This is a genomic window from Kitasatospora viridis (assembly GCF_007829815.1).
Classification (GTDB): Bacteria; Actinomycetota; Actinomycetes; order Streptomycetales; family Streptomycetaceae; genus Kitasatospora; species Kitasatospora viridis.
This window is the reverse complement of record NZ_VIWT01000001.1, coordinates 246,391-270,734: the sequence shown is the minus strand read 5'-3', so window position 1 is coordinate 270,734 and position 24,344 is coordinate 246,391. Positions and strand designations below refer to the sequence as shown.

Sequence of the window (24,344 nt, the reverse complement as noted above, 5' to 3'; positions counted from 1 at the left end):
TTCGGGCGGATGCCCGGGCCGGGCGCCCCGGTCAGTGCGGGGCCGGGATGATCGCGCTCAGCCACTTGAAGACGCCCGGCAGCATCGGGCGCCAGACCGACGGGGTGTGCGGGCCGTTGGTCTCCTGCACGGTCACCGTGGTCGGGGCCTTCGCGGCGGCGGCCAGCGCCTGGCCGTCCTCGTAGCCGTCGCCCTTGTTGCCGCTCTGGAAGAGCGCGACCTTCGGCGGGGTGGCGGCGTGCTGCAGGATGTAGAGCGGGTTCGAGGTCTGCCGCAGCTTCGGGTCCTTCGCGGTCAGCGCGAGCTCCTCGGCGCCCGGGTCGCTGTAGCCGGAGAGGCTGATGCCCGCGCGGTAGCGGTCCGGGTGCAGCAGCGCCATCCGGTCCGCGCAGTGCCCGCCGGCCGAGTAGCCGGCCACCGCCCAGGCGGCGGGGGACGGGTCGGCGCGGAAGTTGTCGATGATCATGTTCGGCACGTCCTGGGAGATCCAGGTGTCCGCGTTGACCTTGCCCGGGATGTTGGCGCAGCCGGTGTCCACGGTGGTGCTGATCAGCTGGGTGCGCGGCGAGATCAGGATGAACGGGGTCACCTGGCCGGACTGCATCAGCGGCTTCAGCTGGTCGGAGACCTTCAGGGTGCCGAACCAGGTCTTGGAGGAGCCCGGGAAGCCCGGCAGCAGCTCCACCACCGGGAACTTCTTGTCCTTCCAGGCCGGGTCGTTGTACTGCGGCGGCAGCCAGACGTTGACCTCGCCGTCCACCCCGGAGAGCTGGCCCCGCAGGTCGGTGGTCTGCACGTCGGAGGGCACCAGCGGGTCGCCCACGCCCTTGAACTGCTGCAGCACCTTCGCCGGCTTGGCGTCGTTGCCGGCCCCCGGCTGACCGCCGTCGGCCGGCGGGTCCGGCACCGCGCGCACGTGACTGTCCGAACCGAGCAGGTCGCTCCAGCTGCCGTAGATCAGGTTGGCGTTGTTGACCATGACGAACACCATGGTCACCGCCGTCGCCTGGCAGAACAGGATCATCACCAGGCGCGACAGCAGCTGCACCGGCTTCGGCCCGCGCACCCGGCCCCACAGGAGCAGGGCGAGCACGATGGAGACCGGCACCAGGATGATCGTAAGGATCAGGAAGGGCTGACCTGTCAGTTGCATTCTGTGTCTCGTATCCGGGTTCAGACCGCCCGGTCCCGCTGGCCGGAGCGCATTCGTGTGGAGCTGGCGTTGTCGGTGGAGCTGTCGACCTCGGTGGAGCCCGGGGACTCGGCCGGAGCCCTCACAAAAGGGGGACGGTGTGAACGCATGCCCGGTTGCCCCCGTACCTGGGGGAAACCTGAGAGGAAGATCACGTGTACCTGGGAGCGCCCGAAGTGACCTGCCCTAGTCTGTCATCTGCGCGGGGGCTCCGTGCGCACCCACGGACGTGATCTTCAGGGTTCGGTCAGCGGATTCCCATCTGACGGGGCGTATCGTCACCGCGTGACACAGTCCTCCGGCCGCAGTGGCCAACCCGTTCTGCCCGCTCTGCTCGGCCTCGGCCAGCGCGGGCTCGGCCAGCGGGCCGGCGGCCCGCACCAGACCGAGCGCTACCGCGACCGCCGTCGCCGCACCCTGCCGGCCGGGGTGCTCCGCCTGCCCACCATCGGCATCGACATCGGCGGCACCAAGGTGGTGGCCGGCGTGGTCAGCGGCGAGGGCGTGATCGTCGAGCAGCTGCGCGCCGACACCCCGGACAAGAGCAAGAGCCCCAAGGTGGTCGAGGACGTCATCGTCGAGCTGGTGCTGGAGCTGGCCGACCGGCACGACGTGCACGCGGTCGGCATCGGCGCCGCGGGCTGGGTGGACTCCGACCGCTCCCGGGTGCTCTTCGCCCCGCACCTGAACTGGCGCGACGAGCCGCTGCGCGAGGCGCTCAGCGACCGGCTGAAGTTCCCGGTGGTGGTGGAGAACGACGCCAACGCGGCCGCGTGGGCCGAGTGGCGGTTCGGCGCCGGCCGCGGCGAGGACCTGGTGGTGATGATCACCCTGGGCACCGGCATCGGCGGCGCCGTGGTGCGTCAGGGCTACGTCGACCGGGGCCGGTACGGCCTGGCCGGCGAGTTCGGCCACATGCAGGTGGTGCCCGGCGGCCACCGCTGCCCGTGCGGCAACCGGGGCTGCTGGGAGCAGTACTCCTCCGGCAACGCGCTGGTCCGCGAGGCCCGCGAGCTGGCCGCCGCCGAGTCCCCGGTGGCCCAGCCGCTGCTGGCCCGGGTCGGCGGCGAGGTCTCGGCGATCACCGGTCCGCTGGTCACCGAGGCGGCCCGGGCCGGCGACCCGATGGCGGTCGAGCTGCTGCACGACATCGGCAGCTGGCTCGGCATCGGCCTGGCCAACCTGGCCGCCGCCCTGGACCCCGGCCGCTTCGTGATCGGCGGCGGCGTCTCGGCCGCCGGCGACCTGCTGCTCGCCCCGGCCCAGGAGACCTTCCGCCGCACCCTGACCGGCCGCGGCTTCCGCCCCGAGGCCCAGATCGTCCCCGCCGCCCTGGGCAACGAGGCCGGCCTGATCGGCGCGGCCGACCTGGCCCGCGCCGTCGCCCGCCGCTTCCGCACCGTGAAGCGCTCCCGCGCGGAGCGCTGAGCGCGGTGGTGAGCGCGGCGCTGGGCGCAGCGGTGAGCGCGCCGGCGAGCGCAGCGGTGAACCCCGGGCGCCGCGTGCGCGCCTGACCCCGGCCGGAAACCTTCGGTGATTGCATGGACACCGTCGGTTCTCGCACAGGGAGGTCGGATGACGCAGCTCGCCGAGCCGGCGGCGGCGACCGGGGTCCGGGTGCGCCGGGGCGAACGGCTGCTCGGGTGGCTGACCACGACGGACCACAAGGCGATCGGCAACCTCTACCTGGTCACGGCCTTCGGGTTCTTCCTGTTCGCCGGGATCCTGGCGCTGCTGATGCGGGCCGAGCTGGCCCGCCCCGGCCTCCAGCTGTTCAGCAACGAGCAGTACAACCAGCTCTTCACCATCCACGGCACGGTGATGATGCTGCTCTTCGCCACGCCCACCTTCGCCGGCTTCGCCAACGCGGTGATGCCGCTCCAGATCGGTTCGCCGGACGTGGCGTTCCCCCGGCTGAACGCCTTCACCTACTGGGTCTTCCTGTTCGGCGGGCTGATGGTGGTGAGCGGCTTCTTCACCACCAACGGCGCCGCCTCCTTCGGCTGGTTCGCCTACGCCCCGCTGAACGGCCCGGTGCGCAGCCCGGGCAGCGGCGGCGACCTGTGGGCGATGGGCCTGGTGGTGGCCGGCCTGAGCACCATCCTGGGCGCGGTGAACTTCATCACCACCATCGTCTGCCTGCGCGCCCCGGGCATGACGCTGTTCCGGATGCCGGTCTTCACCTGGAACGTGCTGTTCACCTCGATCCTGGCGCTGCTCGCCTTCCCGGTGCTGACCGCCGCGCTGTTCGCGCTGGAGGCCGACCGCCGGCTCGGCACCCACGTCTTCGACCCGGCGAACGGCGGCGCGCTGCTGTGGCAGCACCTGTTCTGGTTCTTCGGGCACCCGGAGGTGTACATCGTGGCGCTGCCGTTCTTCGGCATCATCAGCGAGATCATCCCGGTCTTCAGCCGCAAGCCGATCTTCGGCTACCAGAGCCTGATCGGCGCCACGATCGCGATCACCGCGCTCTCCGCGGTGGTCTGGGCGCACCACATGTTCGCCACCGGCCAGGTGCTGCTGCCGTTCTTCTCGCTCACCTCGCTGCTGATCGCGGTGCCGACCGGGGTGAAGTTCTTCAACTGGATCGGCACCATGTGGGGCGGCTCGCTCTCCTTCGAGACCCCGATGCTGTTCTCGATCGGCTTCCTGACCACCTTCCTGTTCGGCGGTCTGACCGGGGTGCTGCTGGCCGCCCCGCCGATCGACTTCCACGTGACGGACAGCTTCTTCGTGGTGGCGCACCTGCACTACGTGCTGTTCGGCACCGTGGTCTTCGCGACCTTCGCCGGCTTCTACTTCTGGTGGCCCAAGATCACCGGCCGGATGCTCTCCGAGCGGCTCGGCAAGGTGCACTTCTGGACCCTCTACCCGGGCTTCCACACCACCTTCCTGGTGCAGCACTGGCTGGGCGCGGCGGGCATGCCCCGGCGGTACGCCGACTACCTGGCCTCGGACGGCTTCACCACGCTCAACACCGTCTCCTCGATCGGCTCGGTGCTGCTGGGCCTGTCCACCCTGCCGTTCCTCTACAACGTCTGGCACACCACCAAGTACGCGCCCAAGGTGACCGAGGACGACCCCTGGGGCTTCGGCCGCTCGCTGGAGTGGGCCACCTCCTGCCCGCCGCCCCGGCACAACTTCCACGCGCTGCCCCGGATCCGGTCCGAGTGCCCGGCCTTCGACCTGCACCACCCGGCGCACAGCCGGGCGGCGATCGAGGAGCAGGAGGCGGCCCGGTGAAGGCGGAGGCCTGGCTGTTCACGGGTGTGGCCGGCTTCTTCGCGGTGACGGCCGGGATCTACGGCTGGTTCGCCCGCGAGCCGGTCGGCAAGGCGGCGCTGGTGGTGGCCTTCCTGATGGCCTCGCTGGTGGCCTCGTTCTGCTGGGCGCAGCACGTCAAGCTGGGTCGGCGCCCCGCTGACGACGGGTCGGCGGAGATCGCCGCCGGTGCCGGCCCGCTGGCGTTCTTCGCCCCCGCCTCCGCCTACCCGCTGCTGACCGCGGCCGGGGCCGCGGTGCTGGCCCTCGGCGTGGTCTACGGCACCTGGCTGGCGCTGATCGGCTTCGGCGTGCTGGCCCCGGGGGTGGCCGGGTTCGTCTTCCAGTACGCCCGGCGCGAGGGCTGAACCGGCGTCAGACCCGGTCCCGGAAGTACCAGCCGCTCAGCGCGGACCGCAGCCGCTCGCGCCGGGAGCCGTCGGCCGTCCCCACCGGGTCCGGCCGCCGGTCCTGGGTCAGCGCGTACTTCTGCTGCACCGTCAGCTCCTCGTGGTCCTGCTCGAAGCCGCCCGCCGCCGACTGCCGGACGAAGCCGGTGGGCCGCCCGCCGGTCACCCGGCCCCGGTCCTTCGACTGCAGCCCCAGGCAGAGCCAGCGGGTCAGCCAGAAGGCGAGCGCCGGCAGTACGAAGAGCCCGACCCGCAGCGTCCAGTTGAGCGTGTTGACCGAGACGTCGAACTTGTAGGCCAGCACGTCCTGGGCACCGGCCAGCAGCAGCACCGCGTAGGCGGTCACCCCGGCGGTGCCGATCGCGGTGCGGGTCGGCCGGTTGCGCGGCCGGTCGCACAGGTGGTGCTCGGCGCGGTCCCCGGTGATCCACTGCTCCAGGAACGGGTAGGCGTAGAGCGCCGTGAAGAGCACCAGCGGGAAGACGACGGCCGGCAGCAGCGGGTTCCAGGAGATCGTGTGGCCCCACAGCCGGGTCTCGGTGCCGGGCATCAGCCGCAGCGAGCCCTCCAGGAAGCCCATGTACCAGTCCGGCTGGGCGTCGGTGGAGGCCTGGTCGGCGCGGTACGGGCCGTACAGCCAGATCGGGTTGATCTGGGCCACGGCCGCCAGCACCGCCATCACCCCGAAGACCATGGCCGCCAGGCCCCCGGTCTGCGCCGAGAACTGCGGGAACATCGGCTTGCCGACCACGTTGCGCCCGGTGCGGCCCGGCCCGCCCCACTGGGTGTGCTTCAGGTAGACGATCAGGATCAGATGGGCCGTCACCAGCCCGACCAGCAGCCCGGGCAGCAGCAGCACGTGGGTGGTGTAGAGCCGGGGCACGATGTCCTGGCCCGGCCACTCGCTGCCGAAGGCGAAGAACGCCAGGTAGGAGCCGACCAGCGGGACGGCCAGCATGAAGCCCTGGGCGGTGCGCAGCCCGGTGCCGGAGAGCAGGTCGTCCGGCAGCGAGTAGCCGGCGAAGCCCTCCACCAGGGCGAGCTGGAAGAGCGTCAGGCCGATCAGCCAGTTGACCTCGCGCGGGCGGCGGAAGGCCCCGGTGAAGAAGACCCGCAGCATGTGCACCCCGATCGAGGCCAGGAAGAGCAGCGCCGACCAGTGGTGCAGCTGACGGATCAGCAGTCCGCCGCGCACGTCGAAGCTGATCGCCAGGGTGCTGGCGTAGGCCTCGGTCATCCGCTGTCCGGCGAGCGGGGCGTAGGAGCCCTGGTAGACCACCTCGCCCATGGCGGGCTTGAAGAAGAAGGTCAGGTAGACGCCGGTGAGCAGCAGCAGCACCAGGCTGTACAGCGCCAGTTCGCCGAGCAGGAACGACCAGTGGTCGGGGAAGGCCTTGCGCAGCAGGCCCTTGGCGGCGTCGAAGAACGGCAGCCGGCCGTCCAGCGCCACCGCCCCGGCCTCGGCCCGCTCGCCCAGCCGCTCCCGGCGGGAGTCGGCGGCGGCCTGCCGGGCCCGGTCCCGCTCCCGGCGCAGCCCGGCCACCCGGGCCGCTCGGTCCCGCTCCAGCCGCTCGTCCCGCAACCGCCGCATCCGGTGCGCACCTCCCGCCAGTCGTCCCCGGCCAGTCTGGGCGCGGGGCGGTCGGCGCGGCGGGAGGGCGGGCCCGGCGGTCGGCGGGTTCACCTCAATGGCTGGCCCGCCGGTGGCCGGGCGGGGAGTGTCGGGGTGCGGCGGTAGATTCGGGGGCGGGTGCCTCCCGGGGCGCCGGTTCCCGTCCGTCTAGCTAAGGCCATTGCCGTGACCCTGCGCATCGCCACCTGGAACATCAACTCCGTCACCGCGCGGCTGCCCAAGCTGCTGGAGTGGCTGGAGGGCGCCAAGCCCGATGTGCTCTGCCTGCAGGAGCTCAAGTGCGCCACCGACGCGTTCCCGTACGAGGAGGTCCGGGCGCTGGGCTACGAGACCGAGGCGCACGGCACCGGGCGGTGGAACGGCGTGGCGATCCTCTCCAAGGTCGGCTTCGAGGACGTGCTGCGCGGCCTGCCGAACCAGCCCGGCTACCAGGCGGACGACGCGCTGCTGCCGGAGCAGGAGCCGCGCGCCATCGGCGCCACCTGCGGTCCGGTCCGGGTCTGGTCGGTCTACGTGCCGAACGGCCGGGAGATCGGCCACGCGCACTACCGCTACAAGCTGGACTGGCTGGAGACGCTGCGTCAGGACGTGGCGGCGGACGCGGCCGGTGAGCGCCCGTTCGCCGTGCTCGGCGACTACAACGTGGCGCCCACCGACGAGGACGTCTTCGACGTCGCCGCCTTCGAGGGCCAGACCCACGTCACCGAGCCGGAGCGGCAGGCGCTGGCGAACCTGCGCGAGGCCGGCCTGGTCGACGTGGTGCCGCGCCCGCTCAAGTACGACCACCCGTACACCTACTGGGACTACCGTCAGCTCGCCTTCCCGAAGAACCGCGGCATCCGGATCGACCTGGTGTACGGCAACGCCCCGTTCGCCGGCGCCGTCACCGACAGCTACGTGGACCGCGAGGCCCGCAAGGGCAAGGGCACCTCGGACCACGCCCCGGTCGTGGTGGACCTGGACCTCTAGTCCGCTAGTCCTCCTGGGCCGCCTTGAGCGCGGCGGTGGCGAGCAGGTACTGGGCCGCGAGGTAGGTCACCATGATCCAGAACTCGTGGCCCGGCAGCTGCTTCCACTTCGCCAGCCGGGTGGCGATCAGGGTGTCGGAGAGCAGGAAGAGGCCGCCGCCCAGGCCGGCCCGCCGGCCCAGGCCCGCCGAGCTGACGGCGGTTGCGGCGAGCAGCAGGCTGTAGCCGGCCACCGGGCCGCGCAGTCCGCCCAGGCCCGGCCAGAGCTGGTGCATCATCACCAGCCAGGCCAGGCCGTACCCGGCCGCCACGATCGCGGTGCGCCGACGGTCCGTCAGCGCGCCCTGCTTGGCGAACATCGCGATGTAGCAGACGTGCGCGGCGGCGAAGGAGCCCATGCCGGCCAGGAAGGCCCGCTCGTCCTCCACCTGGAGCAGCACGTCGCCGGCCGCACTCGCCAGCAGCGCGCCGGTGAGCAGCCCGGGGGTGGGCCCGTCGGCGGCGCCGGCGTGCGCGGCCAGCAGCGGCATCAGCGCGGGCTTGGTCGCCTGCTCGACCGCCCCCTTCCCGGTGAGCAGCGAGCCCAGGTGGGCCGCGGAGGCGGCGCCGAAGGCGGTGAGCAGACCGCGGGCCCGGCCGGCCAGTCGGCTGCCGGTGGTGCTGGGACTGTGCATCATGCGCGAAGGCTCTCCGGAGTAGCTGCGGCGGACACGGGCTCACCGGCACGATAGGTGACGTTCCGGGGTGGCCGGAAGACATTGTTACCGATGCGTAGGAACCCGCGGTGGCCGAGCCGGACACGAGGCCCGGGGCAGGTGCCTTAGGCTGTCCCGTCGGGAGTCAGTCGGGGACTCCCGGACGGCTGACGGGCAGTACGGCGGAGGGGCGCGTGAACGGGGGCGGAGCGCTGCACGACATCGACCCGCCCGGCGCCACGATGACCCTGCGCAGGCGCACCACGCCCACCGCCCCGGCCCCGCGCCCGCCGCGCGGCCGCGCCCCGGAGGCCGCCCAGCTGCTGCTGCTGGCCCGCCGGTTCGCCGACTGCGCGCCGGACGCCGCGCACGACCTGTTCGCCGACGCCTTCGGCCTGTACGGCGCCCGGCACTTCGGCACCGCCCCGGATCCGGCCGCCGCCGACCTGGCCGCCGTCAGCTGGTGGCACGGCCCGACGGTCCGTCAGCCGGCGCCCCGGCCCCGGCGCGGCCGCCGCACCGCCGCCGCCCCGGCCGGCCCGGTGCGCGGCGGAGCCGGGCGGCACCGCAAGCGGGAGGCCAGCGCCCAACCGGCCACCGAGCAGCAGGCGACCGAGCGGCGGGCCGCGGCCCGGCTGCTGCTCGCCCGGCCGCTGGTCACCGCCGACGGCCCGCAGGCGGCCGCCCTGACCCTGATCCACCGTCACGCCCAGTGGCTCACCGAGCGGTTCGCCGAGCTGCTCGGCTACCGGCTGATCGTCGGCGCCGGCTTCGCCCGGCTGGTCAAGGCCGAGCTGGGCCCCGGCGCCGACCGCCCGCTGCTGCTCGACGGCACGGCCGGCACGCCCGCCCGGTACGCGGCGCTCGCGGTGACGCTCTGCGCGGTGCTGCTCGGCCCCGACCGCTGGGCGCCGGACCAGCTGGCCGCCCGCAGCGCCGAGCTCTGCGCCGAGGGCGCGATACCCGTCGACGGGCCCGAGCTGGCCGCCGCCGTGCGGCAGCTGACCGAGTGGCGGGTGCTGGTCGAGCTGCCCGAGCGCTGGTGCGGGGTGGACCAGGAGCTGGCCGCCGCGCTGGCCGCCGCCTGCCGGCCCGCGCAGCCCGAGGACCCGCCGGTGCCGCGCACCACCATCCCGGTCGCGGTGCGCCGCCGGCTCGCCGAGACGCCGGTGCTGCTGGTGCAGGAGCTGACCGCGCTGGAGCGGGAGTGGCTCTGGGAGTCCCGGGAGCGGGAGGCCGAGCTGTTCGCCGACTTCCTCGGGCTGGTCGCCGAGATCCGGGCGGAGGGCGTCGCCCTGCTGGACCCGGCCGGCGAGCTGACCGACCTGCGGCTGCCCGGTCCCGGCCCGCTGGCCGAGGCCGCGCTGGTGCTGGTGGAGCGCCTGGTGGAGGAGTTGCGGCCGGCCCCGGAGCCGGCCGCCCCGGTCGGGGTGCCGATCGCGGAGGCGCTGATAGACGGGATCCTCGGCGACGTGGCCGACGAGTGGCATCCCGAGGAGCAGGGGCCGGAGCTGGGCGAGGAGGCGGAGCGGCGCCGGGCCCACCTGGCCGACCGGGCCGCGTTCCGCCGCGAGGTGCTGGGGCTGCTGCACCGGGCGGGGCTGATCGCGCCCGCCCCGGCTTCGGCCGGCGGGCGCGGCGGGTGGCTGCTGCTCGCGCCGGCCGCGCGCTACGCGGAGGAGTTCTGCGGGCTCCCGGCGGGCGGCACCGGGCGGCACTCGCGCCGCTGACCGGGCGTCACCCCGTGGCCGGGGGAGCCGTGCCGGGTGGGCGGCAGGCCCGGCCGGCCGCCCCGGGTCGTGCTGGGGTCAGTGCGCCGAGCTCGCGCTGGTGGCGACCGGCTGGTGGCCCACCGTCTCCACGGTGGCGCCCACGCCGAGCGAGCCCAGCGCCATCGAGGCGGCCACGGCCGCGCAGGCCAGCAGGCGGCGGTGCCGCTTGGGCAGGGGGAAGCGCGCCGGTTCGGCGCCCGGGGGACCGGCCGTCGGCCAGCGGTCCAGGTAGAGCGATTCGTCCATGATGGTCAGGGTTCCAGTCGGGTGTTAAACGATGACTACACAGCGGTGAACACAGCACTGGTGGTACACGGCGAGTTCGGAACGACCGGTCGGCCGGGGCCGGGCCGCGCGGCCCTCGGCCCGGCCCGTCGGCCCTTCCGGGTACGCGGGAGCGGACCGTTGGTGCGGGCCTGACGGTCCGGCAAAAACGCCTGCCAGCATCGCACACGTCCTGACGACGCGTCACGGTGAATCGACCGTGTGTAGCGGTGGGGCCGGTTCGCGGCCCCGAAGTTCACCCGGACGGGCTGCGCAGCTCGCGCAGCAGTGCCTCCTGGACGGCGGAGGCGATCAGCACCCCGTCCCGGTCGTAGAACTCGCCGAGCGCCAGCCCCCGGCCGTCCGAGGCGGACGGGCTGCGCTGGGCGTAGAGCACCCACTCGTCGGCCCGGAACGGCCGGTGGAACCACATCGCGTGGTCCAGCGAGGCCAGCGCGACCTGGTTCGGCTCGCTGCGCTGGAACCGGGGCTTCTGCAGGTGCAGCGCGGTGGTGGGGGCCAGGGTCAGGTCGGAGAGGTAGGTCAGCGCGCAGGCGTGCACCAGCGGGTCGTCGGCGGGCAGCGGGGTGCCGGTGCGCATCCAGACGAACTGCTGCGGCACGCCGGCCGGCTCGGGCGGCAGGCCGGGGGCGTCGGCCGGCACGAACCGCATCTCCAGCGAGTGGAAGCCGGTGGTGGTGGCGAAGTCCTCGGGGGAGGTGGCGGCCCAGACCGCGAAGGCGTCCTCCAGTTCCTCGGGGCCGGGCACCGGCGGCATGGTGCGCTGGCGCTCGCCGGCGGCCGGTTCGGGGCGCTTGAAGGAGGCGGAGAAGACGAAGATCGCCTCGCCGCCCTGCACGGCGGTGACCCGGCGGGTGGCGTAGGAGCGGCCGTCGCGCAGCCGCTCCACCTGGTAGACGATCGGCCGGGCCGGGTCGCCGGGGCGCAGGAAGTAGCCGTGCAGCGAGTGCACGGTCCGCTCGGGGTCGACGGTGTGGCCGCCGGCGGTCAGTGCCTGGGCGGCGACCTGGCCGCCGAAGGCGCGCAGCGGCGCGCCGGCGTGGCAGCGGCCGCGGTAGAGGTTCTGGTCCAGCTCCTCGATCCGCAGCAGGTCGAGGAAGGGCACGGGCGCCGGCAGGTCGTTCATGGGGCCATGGTGGCAGACCTGCCGGAGCGCCGGTCAGCCCGGGTTACTTGTGAGTAGGTGTCAGCTCCCGCCGAGCCGCCGTCAGGCCGGCACCTCGTCCCCGGCCGCCGGCAGCACCGCCTCGGGGACCGCCACCGGAACCGCCGTCGGAACCCCGGCCACGGTGCGCCACCAGTGGTCGGGCGCGGGCGCCGAGGCCGGCTCGAAGGGCTGCCCGATGAGCGGTACCGCGACCCGGGCGCCGAGCCGCTCCGCCTCCGCCAGGGTCCGCTCCACCGGCTCCGCCCAGTCGTGCTGGGCCAGGTTGAAGGTGGCCCAGTGGATCGGCAGCAGCAGCTCGCCGCCCACGTCCAGGTGGGCCCGCACGCCCTCCTCCGGCGTCATGTGCACCTCGGGCCAGAACGGGCTGTAGGCGCCGACCTGCACCATGGTCGCGTCGAACGGGCCGAGCCGGCGGCCGGTCTCGGCGAAGCCGGGGAAGTAGCCGGTGTCCCCGCTGTGGAACACCCGGTGCTCGGGGCCGGCCACCGCCCAGGAGGCCCAGAGGTAGTGGCTGCTGGTCCGCGGACCGCGGCTGCAGTAGTGCCGGGCCGGGGTGGCGGTCAGGGTCAGCCCGGCGACCTCCGCCTCCTCCCACCAGTCCAGCTCGGTGATCCGCTCGGCCGGCACGCCCCAGTGCTCCAGGTGCGCGCCCACCCCGAGCGGGGCGGCGAACTGCGCGCCGCTGCCGATCAGCGCCCGGATCGAGGTCATGTCCAGGTGGTCGTAGTGGTCGTGCGAGATCACCACCACGTCGACCGGACCCAGGTCGGCGATCCGGATCGGCATCGGGTGCAGCCGCTTCGGCCCGATCCCCGGGAACGGCGAGCAGCGCACGCCCCAGACCGGGTCGAAGAGCACCCGGCGCCCGTCCAGTTCGGCCAGCACGGTGGCGTGGCCCAGCCAGGTCAGCCGCAGCCCGGAGGCGGGCTGCGCCGCGAGCTCGGCCGAGCCCAGCCGGTGCACCGGGATCGGGCCGGCCGGCAGCCGCCGCTCGCGCCCGGCCGCCAGCTGGGCCCGGGTGATCTCCAGCGGGGAGCGCTCGTAGACCAGCCGGCGGGTCGGCACGGGGTTGCGGAAGGCACCGTCCACGAAGTTCGGGCTGCGCCGGATCCGCTCCAGGCGGGCGCCGGTCGGCTCGGCGCCGAAGGCGTCCGTCCGCACGCGGTGCCAGCCGGCCTTGGTCAGGTCGCGCAGCCGCGAGACCGGGGTGGAAGGGGGGACGGAGCCGGCCACGGCACCTCCTGGGCGAAGGGACTTCGACAGCGGCGAGCGGGAGCCGGACCCGGAGGCCGGCACCCGCTCGATACGATCACCATCTCATCCGGAGGGTACCCAAAACGCGCCGCTCAGGCGCGGTGGATCTGCTGTTCGGGGCCCGGGAGGTGACTGCGCCTCAGACCCGTCCGAGGCGGCGTCAGACGTAGAACCGGGTGATCGTCTCCGCCACGCAGTGCGGCTTGCTGCCGCCCTCGCTGGTGATGGTGAACCGGACCACCGCCTGGTACCCGCCGGTCACCCCGGTCAGCGAGAGCAGCTCGGCGGTGGCCCGCACCCGGCTGCCCACCGGCACCGGCGCGGGGAATCGCACCTTGTCCGAGCCGTAGTTGACGGCCATCCGCACCCCGCCGACGCTGTAGCACTCCTTGGCCAGCAGCGGGATCAGCGAGAGCGTCAGGTAGCCGTGCGCGATCGGGCCGCCGAACGGGCCGGCCTTGGCCCGCTCCGGGTCCACGTGGATCCACTGGTGGTCGCCGGTCGCCTCGGCGAACAGGTCCACCTGCTGCTGGGTGACGGTGTGCCACTCGCTGCTGCCGAGCTCGGTGCCGACCGCCGCGGTCAGCTCGTCGAGGGAGGCGAAGGACGTCATCGGGCGCTCCATGGCCGGTCGGGGCACGGACGGGCGGACGGCCTTCCGCCCGTGCCCGGGAGCGTAGTCCTACCGGCCGGTCACCAGGCTCCCGGGTCGGGCTCCCGGGGTGCGCCGGTCACCGCGTGCGGCGCCGGCGCAGCGGTGCCCTTGCGGCTGAGCCGCCGTCCGGTCACCAGTTCGGCGGTCAGCCGGACCACCAGCGGCTCGGCCCCCTCCAGCCACGGGCGCGGCAGTTCGGCCGGCGCGACCGGCTCGCGCACCACTTCGGCGCGGCCGTGCAGCACCACGCTCCAACCGGCCCGCCGCGGCGCGTCCAGCCGGTCGGCCTGGAAGGCGGCCACCGCGCCGTGCAGGGTGCGGGCCGCCACCGGGTCCGGCGGCAGCACCAGCAGCAGTCGACGGTCCGCCTCGACCCGGAACGGCACCGGCACCACCCGCAGCAGCGCGTGCTCGGTGTACACCACGCGTCCGATGGGCACGGTGCTGAGCAGCCGGAGGCATTCGGCCTCGCTCAGTTCCTCGATACGGTCGACACGGTCCATGCCTCGATGGTGCCCCCGTCGACCATGGGCCAGTAGGGCCCATGGTCCCGGAGCGGACCGGCCCGGGCGGTGCCGACGACGGCGACATGCGACTGAGTGGACAGGGGTGCGGGCGATGGTGGGGACTGCTGGGACGGCGGGGACACCGGGGACGGCGAGTGCGGCGGGGACGTCCGGTGGGATCGACCTGGTGCTGATCGGCGCGAACGGCGGTCCGGAGAAGACCTTCGCGGGCTCGGCCCTGGCCGGGCAGGGCGCGGCGGAGCTGGCCAGGGCGCTGCCCGGGGTCTGCTTCGACAGCGGCAGCCGCAACTGCCGGGTCACCGTGGTGCCGCCGGAGGCGGACGCCAACACCATGCTCACCGCGCTGCGCACGGCCGCCCGGCAGCGCGGGCGCTGGCTGATCGTCGCGCTGCTCGGCCAGTTGGTGGCCGACCCGCGCGGGCGCCGGCTGGCCCTGGTCGCGGCCGGCAGCACCACCGAGAACGCCTACCGGAGGGGCCTGGCCTGGGACTGGGTGGTGAGCACCATGGTGCACGCCGCCCAGGAGGAGACGCTGCTGCTGGTGGACCTGGTGGCCCGGCCGGACACCTGGGCGCTGCTGGACGGCCGGACCGGCGACCAGGGGGTGGCCGAGCTGCTCAGCCACTCGCGGGTGCCGCTCTGGGGCCGGATAGGGCCGCACCCGGTCGGCCGGCGCGGGCGTTCGGCGATCCTGCCCGGTGGTGAGGGCTCGTTCAGCTGGGCGCTCGGCCGGGTGCTGGACCGCGGCGTGCCGACCGCGCCCGCGGCGCTCGCACCGGCCGACTTCCAGCCGGCGGTGGCCGCCGAGCTCTCCTGGGGTGAGTTGGCGTCAGGTATCGAGGGCAGACTGCTCGTCCCTCCTTCGGGTGGCCGGTTGTTGCTGCGGAATCGGGCGGCGGTGCGGGGTGCGCTGGCCGGATTGTCGGTTTCGGAAGAACTGTTGGCAGTTCTGTGGCGAGAAAGCACCACACCGGATCCGGGTTCCGACTAAGGTCAGGGGCCCGAGGTGTTGCCCTGCGCGGTCGGGTGGCGAAGAATCGTGCCCCGCACCGCAGTCGGGCGACGGGTGGCGGCTTTCGGTCAACGTTCGAGATCACGATTCCGGTTCGGATTTCCGGGTCTTGACGGGGCGTCGGGAGCGCTGCCGCCTTTGGCCAGCTGTCGGGCAGTCGCGACTAGGTGGGGCTAATGGGCCGTAGCAGCGCATTCTTACGCTTCCGGGCGATCGGGATCGGTGTCGCACTGGTCCTGCTCACGGCCGGCTGCGGGGGAGCGGCGGGCGCCGCCGGACATTTGCCGAACACCGGATCCACCGGGCCGGTCGGGACCCCCGGGGCCGGTGGGACCGGTGGGAACGCCGGAACTCCAGGGGGGAGCGGGGTTTCGGGGGTCCCCACCGCGGGCAGTTCGACCAGTGCGTCGGGCGGGGGGGCTCAAGTGCCGGCGGACGGCCGGGAAGCGGCCGTCGGGCGAACGGTGCTGAGTACCTATCAGAACTGGTGGGCGGCGCAGGTGAAGGCGTACGCGGGGGCCGATCCGGACGGCGCGCAGGTCGCGGCGTACTCCAGTGGAACGGCATTGTCCGGTGTGCTGTTGAGCCTGCGCGCGCTGCACGCCGCGAAATTGGTGATGACGGGTCAGCCGTCGCTCGATCCGGTGGTGCAGAGCCTGAATCTCGGCGGTGCCACGCCGAGCGTGGTGATATCGGACTGCGTGGACGTCACCGGCTGGCACCAGACGGATCCGAGCAATGGCTCGTACCACGACGCACCGCAGCACCTGACCCGCTATCCGGCCACGGCCGTGATGCGGACCAACGGGGTCATCTGGAAGGTCTTCGAGTTCAACCGCGAGGCGGGTCGGACATGTTGAGGACGAGGCCGGTAGGCCGATATGCGGGAATGCTCCTGTTACTGCTGGGACTGGTGTCGGGAACGGCCATTCCCGCGCAGGCCGCGTACACGCCGCCGCCGGCCGGCGGGATGAACCAGTGCCTGGTGCTGGCGATCTGCATCGAGCTCAACCAGCCGGGCAGCGGCGGCGCGCCCGGCGGCAGCGGGGGGAGCACCGGCGGCGGCTCCGGCGGCGGGGACACCAGCTGCACCTGGAAGGGCCTCACCGAGCCCTGCTGGGACGGGGATTACGGGTGGTTCAACACCGACGACGGCTGCTACTACCGGCAGGCCGACTCCACCGATCCGCTGTGGAGCGAGAACCCGGCGAACAGCGGCGCCGCCTACGCCAGGGTCTGCTTCGACTCCGCCGGTGGCGAGAGCCCGGCGCCGTCGGTCTGGCTGGCCCAGCCACCGAACACCGCGGCCCCGCCGCCGTCGCCCGCCACCGTCGGCCAGATGGCCTTCAACCAGCTGCCGTTCGAGCTGCCGATCGCCCATGTCGCGCCGCAGGGCAAGTCGTTGGTCGGTGTGCCGACCTTCCTCTGGTTCGACACCAAGACCGGCACCCGCGCCTCGGAGCTGGGCGACCTCCAGGCCACCGTCACGCTGAGCGGCGTCACCGTGACCGCCACGGCGCACGTGACCTCGGTGGTCTGGGACCTCGGCTTCAAGTCCGGTGGCACCGAGGCGACCCAGGACTGCACCAGCCAGGGCACCGGGGTCGTCTACACCCCCGGCATGGAGCAGAACCCGCCGGCCGGGGCCTGCCTCGCGGACTACGGGAAGCTGGTCTCGCCCACCGACGGCGCGGCGCCCACCAGCGGGCCGGCCCCGTCCGGCCCGGCGGCGCCCGGCGGGGGCTTCTGGCCGCGGGTGATCCTGACCTGGCACGTCACCACGACCGGCGACGTCTGGGGCCCGCTCGACCTGCAGATCACCAGCGCCCCCGTGCAGCTCCAGATCAACTCGCTCAACGTGCTCAACTAGCCCGTCCCCCAAGCCAGTCACCGGTACGTCAGGAAGGCCGCAGTCCGATGGAGAGCCGTACCGCCGCGACGCCGGGCCTCGGCACCCCGGCCACCCAGGGCCGCGAGGGCGGGCGCCCGGTCAATGCGACGCGCGCCCTGCGGAACCGGCGACGGCGGCCCGCCGTGCTGGCCATGTCGGTGGCGCTGATCGCCGCCGGCGGGCTCGGCGGCGCCGTGCTCTACAACAGCACCGGGCAGCGGATCGCCGTGCTGGCGCTGGCCCATGACGTGCCGTACGGGCAGGCGCTCACCCCCGACGACCTGGTGGTGGCCCGGATCGCCAGCGACCCGGCGCTCGCCCCGATCAGCGCGGGCGACCTGAACCGGGCGGTCGGCCGGCGGGCCACCACCGACCTGCACCGCGGCGCGCTGCTGCTGGCCGCCGACCTGACCGGCGCGGTGGTGGTCCAGCCCGGCATGCAGGAGGTCGGGCTGCCGGTGCACCCGAGCCAACTGCCGGCCGCCGGCGTGCAGGTGGGCACCCAGGTGGAGATCGTCGAGGTCGGCGACCCGGGCAACGGGGCGCCGCAGACCTTGACCGCGGTGGTCGCCCAGGTCGGCAAGCCCGGCGACAACCAGGTGATCGACGTGGCCGTGCAGCCGGCCGACGCGGCCCGGCTGGCCCAGTGGGCGGCCGGCGGCAAGTACCAGATCATCCTGGCGCCCAAGGGCGGGGCCGGTGCCGCCTCCCCGGCGCCCCAGGCCTCGCCCAGTCCGTCCTCCTCGGGGAGCGTCTGATGGCCGTCATCGCGCTCACCGGCGGTCCCGGCGCACCGGGCGCCACCACCTCCGCGCTCGCGCTGCTGCTCGCCTGGCCGCTGGCCGAGGGGCGCAAGGTGCTGCTGGTCGAGTGCGACCCCGACGGCGGGGCGGTGCTGGCCGGACTGCTGCAGGGCCGGGTGGAGGGCGGCTACGGGCTGCGCAACCTGGCCGTGGCCGACCGGCGCGGGCTGCTCGACGAGGCGTTCTGGGAGCAGTTGATCGACCTCTCGCCCGGCGCCACCGGTGACCGGCTGCTGCTGCCCGGCCTCACCGACCCGGCGCAGGCCGCCGGGCTCGCCTACACCTGGGAGCCGCTGGCCGCCATGCTGCACGGGCTGCACACCGGGGGCTTCGACGTGCTGCTCGACCTGGGCCGCTCCGGCGCGCTCGGTGCGGGTGCCGTGCTCGCCCGGCGCGCGGACTGCGTGGCCGTGACGGTGCGCACCACCCTGCGCGGACTGAGCGCCGCGCGCCCCCGGGTCGCCGCACTGCGCGAGGACCTGGCGGCGGCCGGCACGGGGGCCGAGGGGCTCGGACTGCTGCTGGTCGCCGAGGGCCCGTACCCGGCGGGTGACGTGGCCCGCGAGCTCGGCGTGCCGGTGCACGGCACGCTGCCGCACGCGAGCCGGACCGCCCGGGTGCTCTCGGACGGCGGCGACTCGACGGACCGCCGGTTCGTCCGCTCCGAACTGCTGCGCGCGGCGCGGACGGTGGCGGACCACCTGCTGACGGTGGCGCGGCAGCAGTACGAGCGGCTGACGCCGGTTCAGCCGGTCGTGCAGCCGCGGCCGCTGCTGCCGCCGGAGCCGGAACCGCAGGTGCGGGCGCAGCCGGAGCCGCAGCCGTACCAGTACCAGGGGTACCAGCAGGGCTGGGGCGCAGCGACGGAGCAGGGCGTGGACCAGGCGTACCGGCCGGCGGCCGCGGCCGGACCCGGCTGGGGCGGCCCGGTCCCCGGGACGTCCGGGGAGGTGCCCTACCAGCCGGCCGACCCGTACCTGCCGACCCCGGCCGACTCCCCCTACCACGACTCCCCCTACCAGGCGGCCGCGGCGGCCGACTCCTGGGGCGCACCGGTCCCGGGGACCTACGCGGAGCCGGACCACGCGCGGCGAGCGAGCTCGGCCCGGCCGAGCGCCGACGGGGACGCGGCGGCGGAGCCCGGGCCCGGCCACGCCGCCGAGGTGCGGCCCGGGGTGGTGCCGCCCAGCGTCACGGGGCAGGCGTTCGCCTCCCCGGCGGGCCAGGTCTTCGTGCCGCAGGCCGGGCCGGTGCAGGTGCGGCCCGGCACCGGGGGCTACCCGCCGCTGGCCGGGATAGCTCCGCACCCGGCGGCGCCCGAACCGTTCCCGGTGCCGACCGAGGACACCGACACCCAAGGCGAGGTGCTCCGTGCGCGGTAGCCCGATGCGTGACACCACCGATCCCGCGGCCCGGGCCTGGCCCCCGGCGGAGGAGGCCGCGCACGGCGGGGGAGCGGAGCCGTTCGCCCGCCCTGCGCAGGAAGTCGGCCAGGCCGACTTCCTGGTCGCCCCGCCGACCACTGGCCTGACCACCGGCCTGACCACCGGCCCGGTCGCCGGTGCCCCGGTTGCTGTCGGCCCGGTTGCCACGAACGTCGGCCCGGCCGACTTCACGGTCGGCCCAGTCCGTCCCGCCCCCGTGCCGCCCGCCCCCGTGCCGCCCACCGCCGCCCGCCCCACCGCCGGGCAGCCGTGGTCCGTCGCGCCGCCCGCCGCCCCGGCCTCCGTGCCCGCCGGCTGGGCCCAGCCCACCGGCGCCGCGTCCCCCACCCCCTCCGCCCTCCCCGTGCTGCCCGCCCCCGACCCGTGGAGCTCCCGGCCCGCGCCGCCCGCCATCGACCCCAAGGTGGCGCGCGAGCTCAAGCGCCAGGTGGCGGCCGAACTCCACCAGCAGGTCAGCTGGCTGACCACCAGCCAGGGCAGCGAGGTCGACCGCGCCACCCGCCGCCAGCGCGGCCGGGCACTGATCGAGGAGGCCGTCGCCCGCTGGTCCGACGGCTACGCCCAGACCCACGGCGCCGCCCCGACCCGCGACCAGGACCGCGCGCTCGCCGAGGCGGTCTACGACCTGCTCTTCCGGGCCGGCCGCCTGCAGCCCTACCTCGACGACCCGGAGATCGAGAACATCCTGATCAACGGCTGCGACGACGTCTGGGTCTCCCGGGTGCACCAGCCGCTGCGCCAGGTCCCGCCGGTCGCCGACTCGGACGCCGAACTGATCGAGCTGCTCCAGGACCTGGCCCGCCAGCACGGCGGCGGCGAGCGCAGCCTCAACACCGCCAGCCCGACCCTCGCGCTGCGCCTGGAGGGCGGCATGCGCCTGCAGGCGATGACCGAGGTGACGCCCCGTCCGTACGTGGCCATCCGGCGCCACCGGGTCGCCTCGGCCACCCTCGCCGACATGGTGAACCTCGGCACCGTGGACGCCACCCTGGCCGCCTTCCTGGCCGCCGCGATCCGGGCCCGGAAGAACGTGATGATCACCGGCACCCAGGGCGTCGGCAAGACCAGCCTGCTGCGCGCGATGGCCGCCGAGATCCCGCCGGACGAGCGGATCGGCACCCTGGAGTCGGAGTTCGAGCTCTGGCTGCACACCCTGGGCCACCTGCGCCAGGTGGTCCCGATGGAGGCCCGCGAGGGCAACGGCGAGCGGGTGGACGGCCGGGCGGCCGGCGAGCTGACCATCGGCGACCTGATCCCGGCCGCGCTGCGGATGACGCTCTCCCGGATCATCGTCGGCGAGGTCCGCTCCGGCGAGGTGGTCCCGATGCTGCGGGTGATGACCAACGGCGAGGGCGGCTCGATGTGCACGCTGCACGCCCGCGGCCCGCAGATGGTGGTGGACCGCATCGCCGAACTGTGCCTCGAATACGGCTCGCATATGACAGACACGCTTGCCTACCGGCTCGCCGCCAACGCGCTCGACCTGATCGTGCACGTGTCGATGGTGGACGAGACGGCGGTCGGCGGCCGCCGGCACCGGTTCGTCTCGCACGTCATGGAGGTGACCGGGCTCGGCGAGAACGGCCGCCCCGCGCTGAACACCGTCTTCGGCCCGCGCCCCGACCTGGGCGAGCCGCGCGCCGTGCCGCACACCCCGCCCAACTGCCTGGACGACCTGCGCCGGGCCGGCTTCGACGCGGGGCTGCTCCAGTCCGCGTACGGGAGTTGGAGCGCGCCGCTGGCGCTGCGGATCGGCGGCCAGCGGTGAACCACCACCTGACGGACCATCAACTCGCCCCCGAGGAACGGTGATGCTGCTCTTCGCCCTGTGCGGACTGCTGGTCGCGGGCGGCCTGGTCGCGCTGGCGGCCGGACTGCGCGGCTCCACCGCACCCGAGCACGCCGAGCCGGGCCGGCTCGCGCTGCGGCTGCGGCTGCTCTGGTACGGCTCGACCGGCACGCCCGACCCCGGCATGCTGCGCCGCCGCCGGATCCAGGGCGCGCTCTCGCTGATCGCCGCCCCGCTGGCCTGGCTGTTCAGCGGGATCCCGCTGACCGCGCTGCTGGTCCCGGCGCTGGTCTTCGGCCTGCCCTGGCTGTTCGGCGCGACCCGGATCGACCAGCGCCACATCCGGCGACTGGAGGGCCTGGCCGAGTGGACCCAGCGGCTCTCCGACGTGCTGCTGCTCGGCACCGGCCTCCAGCAGGCACTGATCACCAGCCGCCGCACCGCGCCGGCCGCGCTGCAGGGCGAGATCGACGACCTGGCGGCCAGGCTGCAGTCCCGCTGGCGGGCCGAGGACGCGCTGCGCGCCTTCGCCGACGCCCTCGCCGACGCCACCGCCGACAAGGTGCTGGCCGCGCTGGTGCTGCGCTCCGGCGACAGCGGGCCCGGCCTGTCCCGGGCGCTGGCCGACCTGGCCGACTCGCTGCGCGACGAGGTGCGCCAGCGCCGGGCGATCGAGGCGGACCGGTCCAAGCACCGCACCACCATCCGCTGGCTGGTCTGCATCATCCTGTTCGTCATCGTGGTCGGCTCGTTCAACTCCCGCTACACCGCGCCCTACAGCACGACCCAGGGCCAACTGGTGCTGTTCGTCCTGGCGTTGCTCTTCGTCGGGGTGATCGCCTGGATGCGCTCGATGGCCGCGTTCAAGCCGCTGCCGCGGCTGCTGGAGGCGGACCGGCGCAGCCAGGTCGGCCGGCCGCAGGTCGCCGAGGCTGGGCCGCAGGCCGCGGCCGAGCCGGTTGGGGAGGTCCGATGATCTCGCCCTGGGCGATCCTGGCCGGCTGCGTGGCGGCCGCCGGCCTGGCCCTGCTGATCGCCGAACTCCGGCCCGCGCCACCGGACCTGGGCCAGACCCTGGACCGCCTGCACCGGCCCGCGGAGCCCGTCCGGGCGAACGCCGAGCCGGTGGACGAGAAGTGGTACGACCGGCTCGGCGGTCGGGCGCTCGGCGTGCTCGGCGTCCGGCTGCCGGTCCAGTCGCTGGCCCTGATCGGCCGCACCCCGGCCCGGTTCATGGCGCACAAGCTGCTCTTCGGGCTGATCGGCCTGATGCTCCCGGCCTACCTGACCGCGATGCTCGTCGCCCTGGGCTACCCGCCGCCGGTGGCCCTGCCGGTGGTGGTCAGCCTGGGCCTGGCCGTGCTGGGCTGGCTGCTGCCGGACGGCATCGTGCAGGGCGAGGCCAAGGAGGCCCGGACGGAGTACCTGCACGCGATCTCCGCCTACCTCGAACTCGTCGCACTGGAGCGGGCCGCCGACCACGGTCCGGCCGAGGCGATGCGCCGGGCCGCCGCCGTCGGCCGGGGCGCCGTCTTCCGGCGGATCCAGGACGCCCTGGAGCGGGCCGCCACCGACCGGATGCCGCCCTGGGAGGGCCTGGAGGCGCTCTCCGGCGAGCTCGGCCTGACCCAACTCCAGGACGTGGCCGACATCATGCGGCTCTCCGGGGCCGACGGCGCCGCCGTCTACGACACCCTGCGGGCCCGCGCCAAGGGCCTGCGGGACGAGCTGCTCGCCGACGACCTGGCCAGGGCCGGCGCGACCAGCGAGCAGATGGTGGCGCCCGGCGCGGCGCTCACCCTGCTGATGACCATCCTGATCGTCTATCCCGCGCTCTACCAGATGCTCCATGTCTTCTGACTGCCCGTCCGGCCCGCCGGACCCCCGACCGGCGAAGTCCCGTTCGCCGCAGCACGGTTCCGCCCTCCCGTTCGACCCTCTCCCGTCCGACCGCCCCCCGCACCACCTCCCCCCGAGGAGATCCGACCATGAAGAACCTGCGCTCCCTGCTCGCCCTGCTGCTGGTCCCACTGCTGCTGCCGGTGCAGCTGGGGACGGCGCTGCTGCGGGTGCACGTGTCCCGGGCCAAGCGGGCCCGCGCGATCGGCGACCGCGGCGCCCTGAGCATCGAGATGGCCCTGATCGTGGTGGTCGTGGTGGCGATCGCCGGCGCGGTGGTCACCCTGGTGATGAACCTCGGGCAGAGCGCCAAGGACAAGATCCCGACCACTCTGCCCACCATCACCGTGACCTGACTGCACGTCAGGCCCGCTGGTGGCGCCGGGGAGGTGACCGCGGAGTGCTGAGCATCAGCTTCGCGATGGTCTTCCCGATGGTCATCGTCCTGGTGCTGCTGGTGGTCCAGGCCGCGTTGATCTGGTACTCGGACAACGTGGCCCTGACCGCGGCCCGGGTGGGGGCCGACGCCGCCCGGGTCTACGGCACCACCGACAACACGCCCGGCAAGTCCCGGGCCGAGGCCTTCCTGGCGCCGTTCGCGGCCCTGGTCCGGCCGGAGGTCCGGGTGCCGGACCGGCAGAAGGGCGACACCACCGTCACCGTCACCGTGACGGTGCACCCGCTCTTCGTCCTGCCGGGTGAACTCACCTTCTCCGAAACCGCGCAGGCCCCGTTGGAGAGGTACAACCCGTGACCGTCAGTCAGCCGGCCGCTCGCGACCGGGGCAGCCTGGCCATCGAGGCCGCCCTGGTGGTCCCGGTGGTGATCGGCCTGCTCGTCCTGATGGTCGCCGCCGGACGGGCCGAGCAGACCGCCGGCACGGTGCAGGAGGCGGCCCGGGCCGGCGCCCGGGCCGCCTCGCTGGCCAAGCGCGGCGACGAGGCGAGCGCCGCCGCGGACGCGGTCAAGCAGGTGCTCGGCCAGAACCGGGTGGACTGCCAGGGGATGCCGCCCCCCACCGTGACGATCGAACAACTCTCCACCCAGCCACCGCTGTCCGACGTCCGGGTGGATGTCATATGCACGGTTCCGGTGAATGATCTGTCACCGGTGTGGGTACCGGGCGGGTTGACGATGCAGGGGACCTTCCGCTCCGTGATCGACCAGTACCGCTCGACGTGACACGGCGTCGGGTCGGGCCAGTTCAGGCCGCAAGCTCCGGGGAGGGGAACGTGACGGTCCGTCGAGGTGACCGCGACCGCGGCACCATCTCGATCTTCGTGGCACTCGGTTCGGCCATGATGCTGCTCTTCCTCGGCATCGTGGTGGACTGCGGCGGCGAACTGCGGGCGCTGGCCGACGCCGACGCGACGGCCCAGGAGGCCGCCCGGGTGGGCGGCCAGCAGATCGACCAGACGACCCTGTTCGGCGGCGGTGGCTACCAGATCAACCTCCAGCAGGGCTACGCCGCCGCCACCGCCTACCTGCAGAAACTGCCCGGCTACCAGGGCGTGGTGGCCGAACCACCCCCGGGCACCAAGATGGACGCGAACGCCACCAGCATCACCGTGGTGATCCACCCGGTCTACCGGACCGCACTGCTCGGACTGTTCGGCGAGTCCAGCCTGAAGATCGAAGGAACCGGAACCGCGACCCTGGTGGTCAACGGCACCAAGGAGGGCTAG

The 24,344-nt window shown here is 74.1% G+C and carries 25 protein-coding genes; 17 read left to right on the top strand and 8 right to left on the bottom strand.

Annotated elements, in window-relative coordinates; all coding sequences use genetic code 11:
- Positions 1–31 precede the first annotated feature (31 nt).
- Entirely contained in the window at positions 32–1,153 is a 1,122-nt protein-coding gene (locus FHX73_RS01260; protein ID WP_145902832.1) for an alpha/beta hydrolase, read from the bottom strand.
- Positions 1,154–1,609: 456 nt separating this feature from the next.
- On the opposite strand from FHX73_RS01260, the gene FHX73_RS01255 reads away from it, so the two are divergent.
- The 3 genes from FHX73_RS01255 (at position 1,610) to ctaF (ending at position 4,821) form a co-directional block, all read left to right on the top strand.
- The gene (locus tag FHX73_RS01255) at positions 1,610–2,620 is read left to right on the top strand and encodes an ROK family glucokinase (RefSeq protein ID WP_145907986.1); all 1,011 of its coding nucleotides are present in this window, start codon (positions 1,610–1,612) and stop codon (positions 2,618–2,620) included.
- 147 nt (positions 2,621–2,767) lie between these two features.
- Positions 2,768–4,435, top strand: coding sequence for an aa3-type cytochrome oxidase subunit I (gene ctaD, locus FHX73_RS01250; protein WP_145902831.1), 1,668 nt, complete (start codon positions 2,768–2,770; stop codon positions 4,433–4,435).
- On the top strand, positions 4,432–4,821 hold the full coding sequence (ctaF, locus tag FHX73_RS01245) for an aa3-type cytochrome oxidase subunit IV (RefSeq protein ID WP_145902830.1): 390 nt from the start codon (positions 4,432–4,434) through the stop codon (positions 4,819–4,821). The genes ctaD and ctaF overlap by 4 nt, the downstream gene beginning before the upstream one ends.
- A gap of 7 nt (positions 4,822–4,828) precedes the next feature.
- On the opposite strand, the gene qcrB is transcribed toward ctaF, so the two are convergent.
- Entirely contained in the window at positions 4,829–6,454 is a 1,626-nt protein-coding gene (qcrB, locus tag FHX73_RS01240; protein ID WP_145902829.1) for a cytochrome bc1 complex cytochrome b subunit, read from the bottom strand.
- A gap of 213 nt (positions 6,455–6,667) precedes the next feature.
- On the opposite strand from qcrB, the gene FHX73_RS01235 reads away from it, so the two are divergent.
- The gene (locus FHX73_RS01235) at positions 6,668–7,465 is read left to right on the top strand and encodes an exodeoxyribonuclease III (protein WP_145907985.1); all 798 of its coding nucleotides are present in this window, start codon (positions 6,668–6,670) and stop codon (positions 7,463–7,465) included.
- 4 nt (positions 7,466–7,469) lie between these two features.
- On the opposite strand, the gene FHX73_RS01230 is transcribed toward FHX73_RS01235, so the two are convergent.
- The gene (locus FHX73_RS01230) at positions 7,470–8,141 is read right to left on the bottom strand and encodes a lysoplasmalogenase (protein ID WP_246213288.1); all 672 of its coding nucleotides are present in this window, start codon (positions 8,139–8,141) and stop codon (positions 7,470–7,472) included.
- A gap of 212 nt (positions 8,142–8,353) precedes the next feature.
- Between FHX73_RS01230 and FHX73_RS01225 the strand changes: the two genes are divergently transcribed.
- Positions 8,354–9,889: a DUF2398 family protein gene (locus tag FHX73_RS01225; RefSeq protein ID WP_145902828.1), complete on the top strand. Its 1,536-nt coding sequence runs from the start codon at positions 8,354–8,356 to the stop codon at positions 9,887–9,889.
- Positions 9,890–9,967: 78 nt separating this feature from the next.
- On the opposite strand, the gene FHX73_RS01220 is transcribed toward FHX73_RS01225, so the two are convergent.
- The 5 genes from FHX73_RS01220 to FHX73_RS01200 all read right to left on the bottom strand — a co-directional run bounded on the left by FHX73_RS01220 (position 9,968) and on the right by FHX73_RS01200 (position 13,796).
- Positions 9,968–10,177, bottom strand: a complete 210-nt coding sequence (locus FHX73_RS01220) for a hypothetical protein (RefSeq protein WP_145902827.1) — start codon at positions 10,175–10,177, stop codon at positions 9,968–9,970.
- Between the two features lie 274 nt (positions 10,178–10,451).
- Positions 10,452–11,342 (bottom strand): acyl-CoA thioesterase, encoded by an 891-nt coding sequence (locus FHX73_RS01215; protein WP_145902826.1) that lies wholly within the window; start codon positions 11,340–11,342, stop codon positions 10,452–10,454.
- Between the two features lie 81 nt (positions 11,343–11,423).
- On the bottom strand, positions 11,424–12,617 hold the full coding sequence (locus tag FHX73_RS01210; protein WP_145902825.1) for an MBL fold metallo-hydrolase: 1,194 nt from the start codon (positions 12,615–12,617) through the stop codon (positions 11,424–11,426).
- Between the two features lie 181 nt (positions 12,618–12,798).
- Positions 12,799–13,251 (bottom strand): MaoC family dehydratase, encoded by a 453-nt coding sequence (locus FHX73_RS01205; protein ID WP_145902824.1) that lies wholly within the window; start codon positions 13,249–13,251, stop codon positions 12,799–12,801.
- Positions 13,252–13,331: 80 nt separating this feature from the next.
- A complete protein-coding gene (locus FHX73_RS01200) occupies positions 13,332–13,796 on the bottom strand; it encodes a pyridoxamine 5'-phosphate oxidase family protein (RefSeq protein WP_145902823.1) in 465 nt (154 codons plus the stop codon).
- Between the two features lie 190 nt (positions 13,797–13,986).
- Here FHX73_RS01200 and FHX73_RS01195 point away from each other — a divergent pair, with 190 nt between their 5' ends.
- From FHX73_RS01195 to FHX73_RS01145, 12 genes are all read left to right on the top strand, one after another.
- The gene (locus tag FHX73_RS01195) at positions 13,987–14,811 is read left to right on the top strand and encodes a hypothetical protein (RefSeq protein WP_145902822.1); all 825 of its coding nucleotides are present in this window, start codon (positions 13,987–13,989) and stop codon (positions 14,809–14,811) included.
- Between the two features lie 446 nt (positions 14,812–15,257).
- Positions 15,258–15,692: a hypothetical protein gene (locus FHX73_RS01190; protein ID WP_145902821.1), complete on the top strand. Its 435-nt coding sequence runs from the start codon at positions 15,258–15,260 to the stop codon at positions 15,690–15,692.
- Positions 15,693–15,721: 29 nt separating this feature from the next.
- The gene (locus FHX73_RS01185) at positions 15,722–16,702 is read left to right on the top strand and encodes a hypothetical protein (protein ID WP_145902820.1); all 981 of its coding nucleotides are present in this window, start codon (positions 15,722–15,724) and stop codon (positions 16,700–16,702) included.
- A gap of 47 nt (positions 16,703–16,749) precedes the next feature.
- Positions 16,750–17,481, top strand: a complete 732-nt coding sequence (locus FHX73_RS01180) for an SAF domain-containing protein (protein WP_145902819.1) — start codon at positions 16,750–16,752, stop codon at positions 17,479–17,481.
- Complete coding sequence (locus FHX73_RS44420) at positions 17,481–18,908, top strand: CpaE/TadZ family protein (RefSeq protein ID WP_170304802.1); 1,428 nt, start codon at positions 17,481–17,483, stop codon at positions 18,906–18,908. Before FHX73_RS01180 ends, FHX73_RS44420 begins: the two co-directional genes overlap by 1 nt.
- 4 nt (positions 18,909–18,912) lie before the next feature.
- Positions 18,913–20,739 (top strand): TadA family conjugal transfer-associated ATPase, encoded by a 1,827-nt coding sequence (locus tag FHX73_RS01170; protein WP_281292632.1) that lies wholly within the window; start codon positions 18,913–18,915, stop codon positions 20,737–20,739.
- Positions 20,740–20,782: 43 nt separating this feature from the next.
- Positions 20,783–21,736, top strand: a complete 954-nt coding sequence (locus tag FHX73_RS01165) for a type II secretion system F family protein (protein WP_145902818.1) — start codon at positions 20,783–20,785, stop codon at positions 21,734–21,736.
- Positions 21,733–22,620: a type II secretion system F family protein gene (locus FHX73_RS01160; protein ID WP_145902817.1), complete on the top strand. Its 888-nt coding sequence runs from the start codon at positions 21,733–21,735 to the stop codon at positions 22,618–22,620. The genes FHX73_RS01165 and FHX73_RS01160 overlap by 4 nt, the downstream gene beginning before the upstream one ends.
- A 128-nt stretch (positions 22,621–22,748) precedes the next feature.
- Positions 22,749–23,015 (top strand): hypothetical protein, encoded by a 267-nt coding sequence (locus FHX73_RS44415; protein ID WP_170304801.1) that lies wholly within the window; start codon positions 22,749–22,751, stop codon positions 23,013–23,015.
- Positions 23,016–23,059: 44 nt separating this feature from the next.
- Positions 23,060–23,413, top strand: a complete 354-nt coding sequence (locus FHX73_RS44410; RefSeq protein WP_170304800.1) for a TadE/TadG family type IV pilus assembly protein — start codon at positions 23,060–23,062, stop codon at positions 23,411–23,413.
- Positions 23,410–23,841 carry a TadE/TadG family type IV pilus assembly protein gene (locus FHX73_RS01150; protein ID WP_145902815.1) on the top strand — a complete coding sequence of 144 codons (432 nt, stop codon included), beginning with the start codon at positions 23,410–23,412 and terminating at the stop codon, positions 23,839–23,841. Before FHX73_RS44410 ends, FHX73_RS01150 begins: the two co-directional genes overlap by 4 nt.
- 50 nt (positions 23,842–23,891) lie before the next feature.
- The gene (locus FHX73_RS01145; RefSeq protein ID WP_145902814.1) at positions 23,892–24,344 is read left to right on the top strand and encodes a hypothetical protein; all 453 of its coding nucleotides are present in this window, start codon (positions 23,892–23,894) and stop codon (positions 24,342–24,344) included.

Coding starts and splice junctions, on each gene's coding strand:
- FHX73_RS01260 (WP_145902832.1), bottom strand. CDS start 1,153: ATGCAACTGACAGGTCAGCCCTTCCTGATCCTTACGATCATCCTGGTG.
- ctaD (WP_145902831.1), top strand. CDS start 2,768: ATGACGCAGCTCGCCGAGCCGGCGGCGGCGACCGGGGTCCGGGTGCGC.
- qcrB (WP_145902829.1), bottom strand. CDS start 6,454: ATGCGGCGGTTGCGGGACGAGCGGCTGGAGCGGGACCGAGCGGCCCGG.
- FHX73_RS01230 (WP_246213288.1), bottom strand. CDS start 8,141: ATGATGCACAGTCCCAGCACCACCGGCAGCCGACTGGCCGGCCGGGCC.
- FHX73_RS01220 (WP_145902827.1), bottom strand. CDS start 10,177: ATGGACGAATCGCTCTACCTGGACCGCTGGCCGACGGCCGGTCCCCCG.
- FHX73_RS01215 (WP_145902826.1), bottom strand. CDS start 11,342: ATGAACGACCTGCCGGCGCCCGTGCCCTTCCTCGACCTGCTGCGGATC.
- FHX73_RS01205 (WP_145902824.1), bottom strand. CDS start 13,251: ATGACGTCCTTCGCCTCCCTCGACGAGCTGACCGCGGCGGTCGGCACC.
- FHX73_RS01200 (WP_145902823.1), bottom strand. CDS start 13,796: ATGGACCGTGTCGACCGTATCGAGGAACTGAGCGAGGCCGAATGCCTC.
- FHX73_RS01185 (WP_145902820.1), top strand. CDS start 15,722: ATGCTCCTGTTACTGCTGGGACTGGTGTCGGGAACGGCCATTCCCGCG.
- FHX73_RS01180 (WP_145902819.1), top strand. CDS start 16,750: ATGGAGAGCCGTACCGCCGCGACGCCGGGCCTCGGCACCCCGGCCACC.
- FHX73_RS44420 (WP_170304802.1), top strand. CDS start 17,481: ATGGCCGTCATCGCGCTCACCGGCGGTCCCGGCGCACCGGGCGCCACC.
- FHX73_RS01170 (WP_281292632.1), top strand. CDS start 18,913: ATGCGTGACACCACCGATCCCGCGGCCCGGGCCTGGCCCCCGGCGGAG.
- FHX73_RS01165 (WP_145902818.1), top strand. CDS start 20,783: ATGCTGCTCTTCGCCCTGTGCGGACTGCTGGTCGCGGGCGGCCTGGTC.
- FHX73_RS01160 (WP_145902817.1), top strand. CDS start 21,733: ATGATCTCGCCCTGGGCGATCCTGGCCGGCTGCGTGGCGGCCGCCGGC.
- FHX73_RS44415 (WP_170304801.1), top strand. CDS start 22,749: ATGAAGAACCTGCGCTCCCTGCTCGCCCTGCTGCTGGTCCCACTGCTG.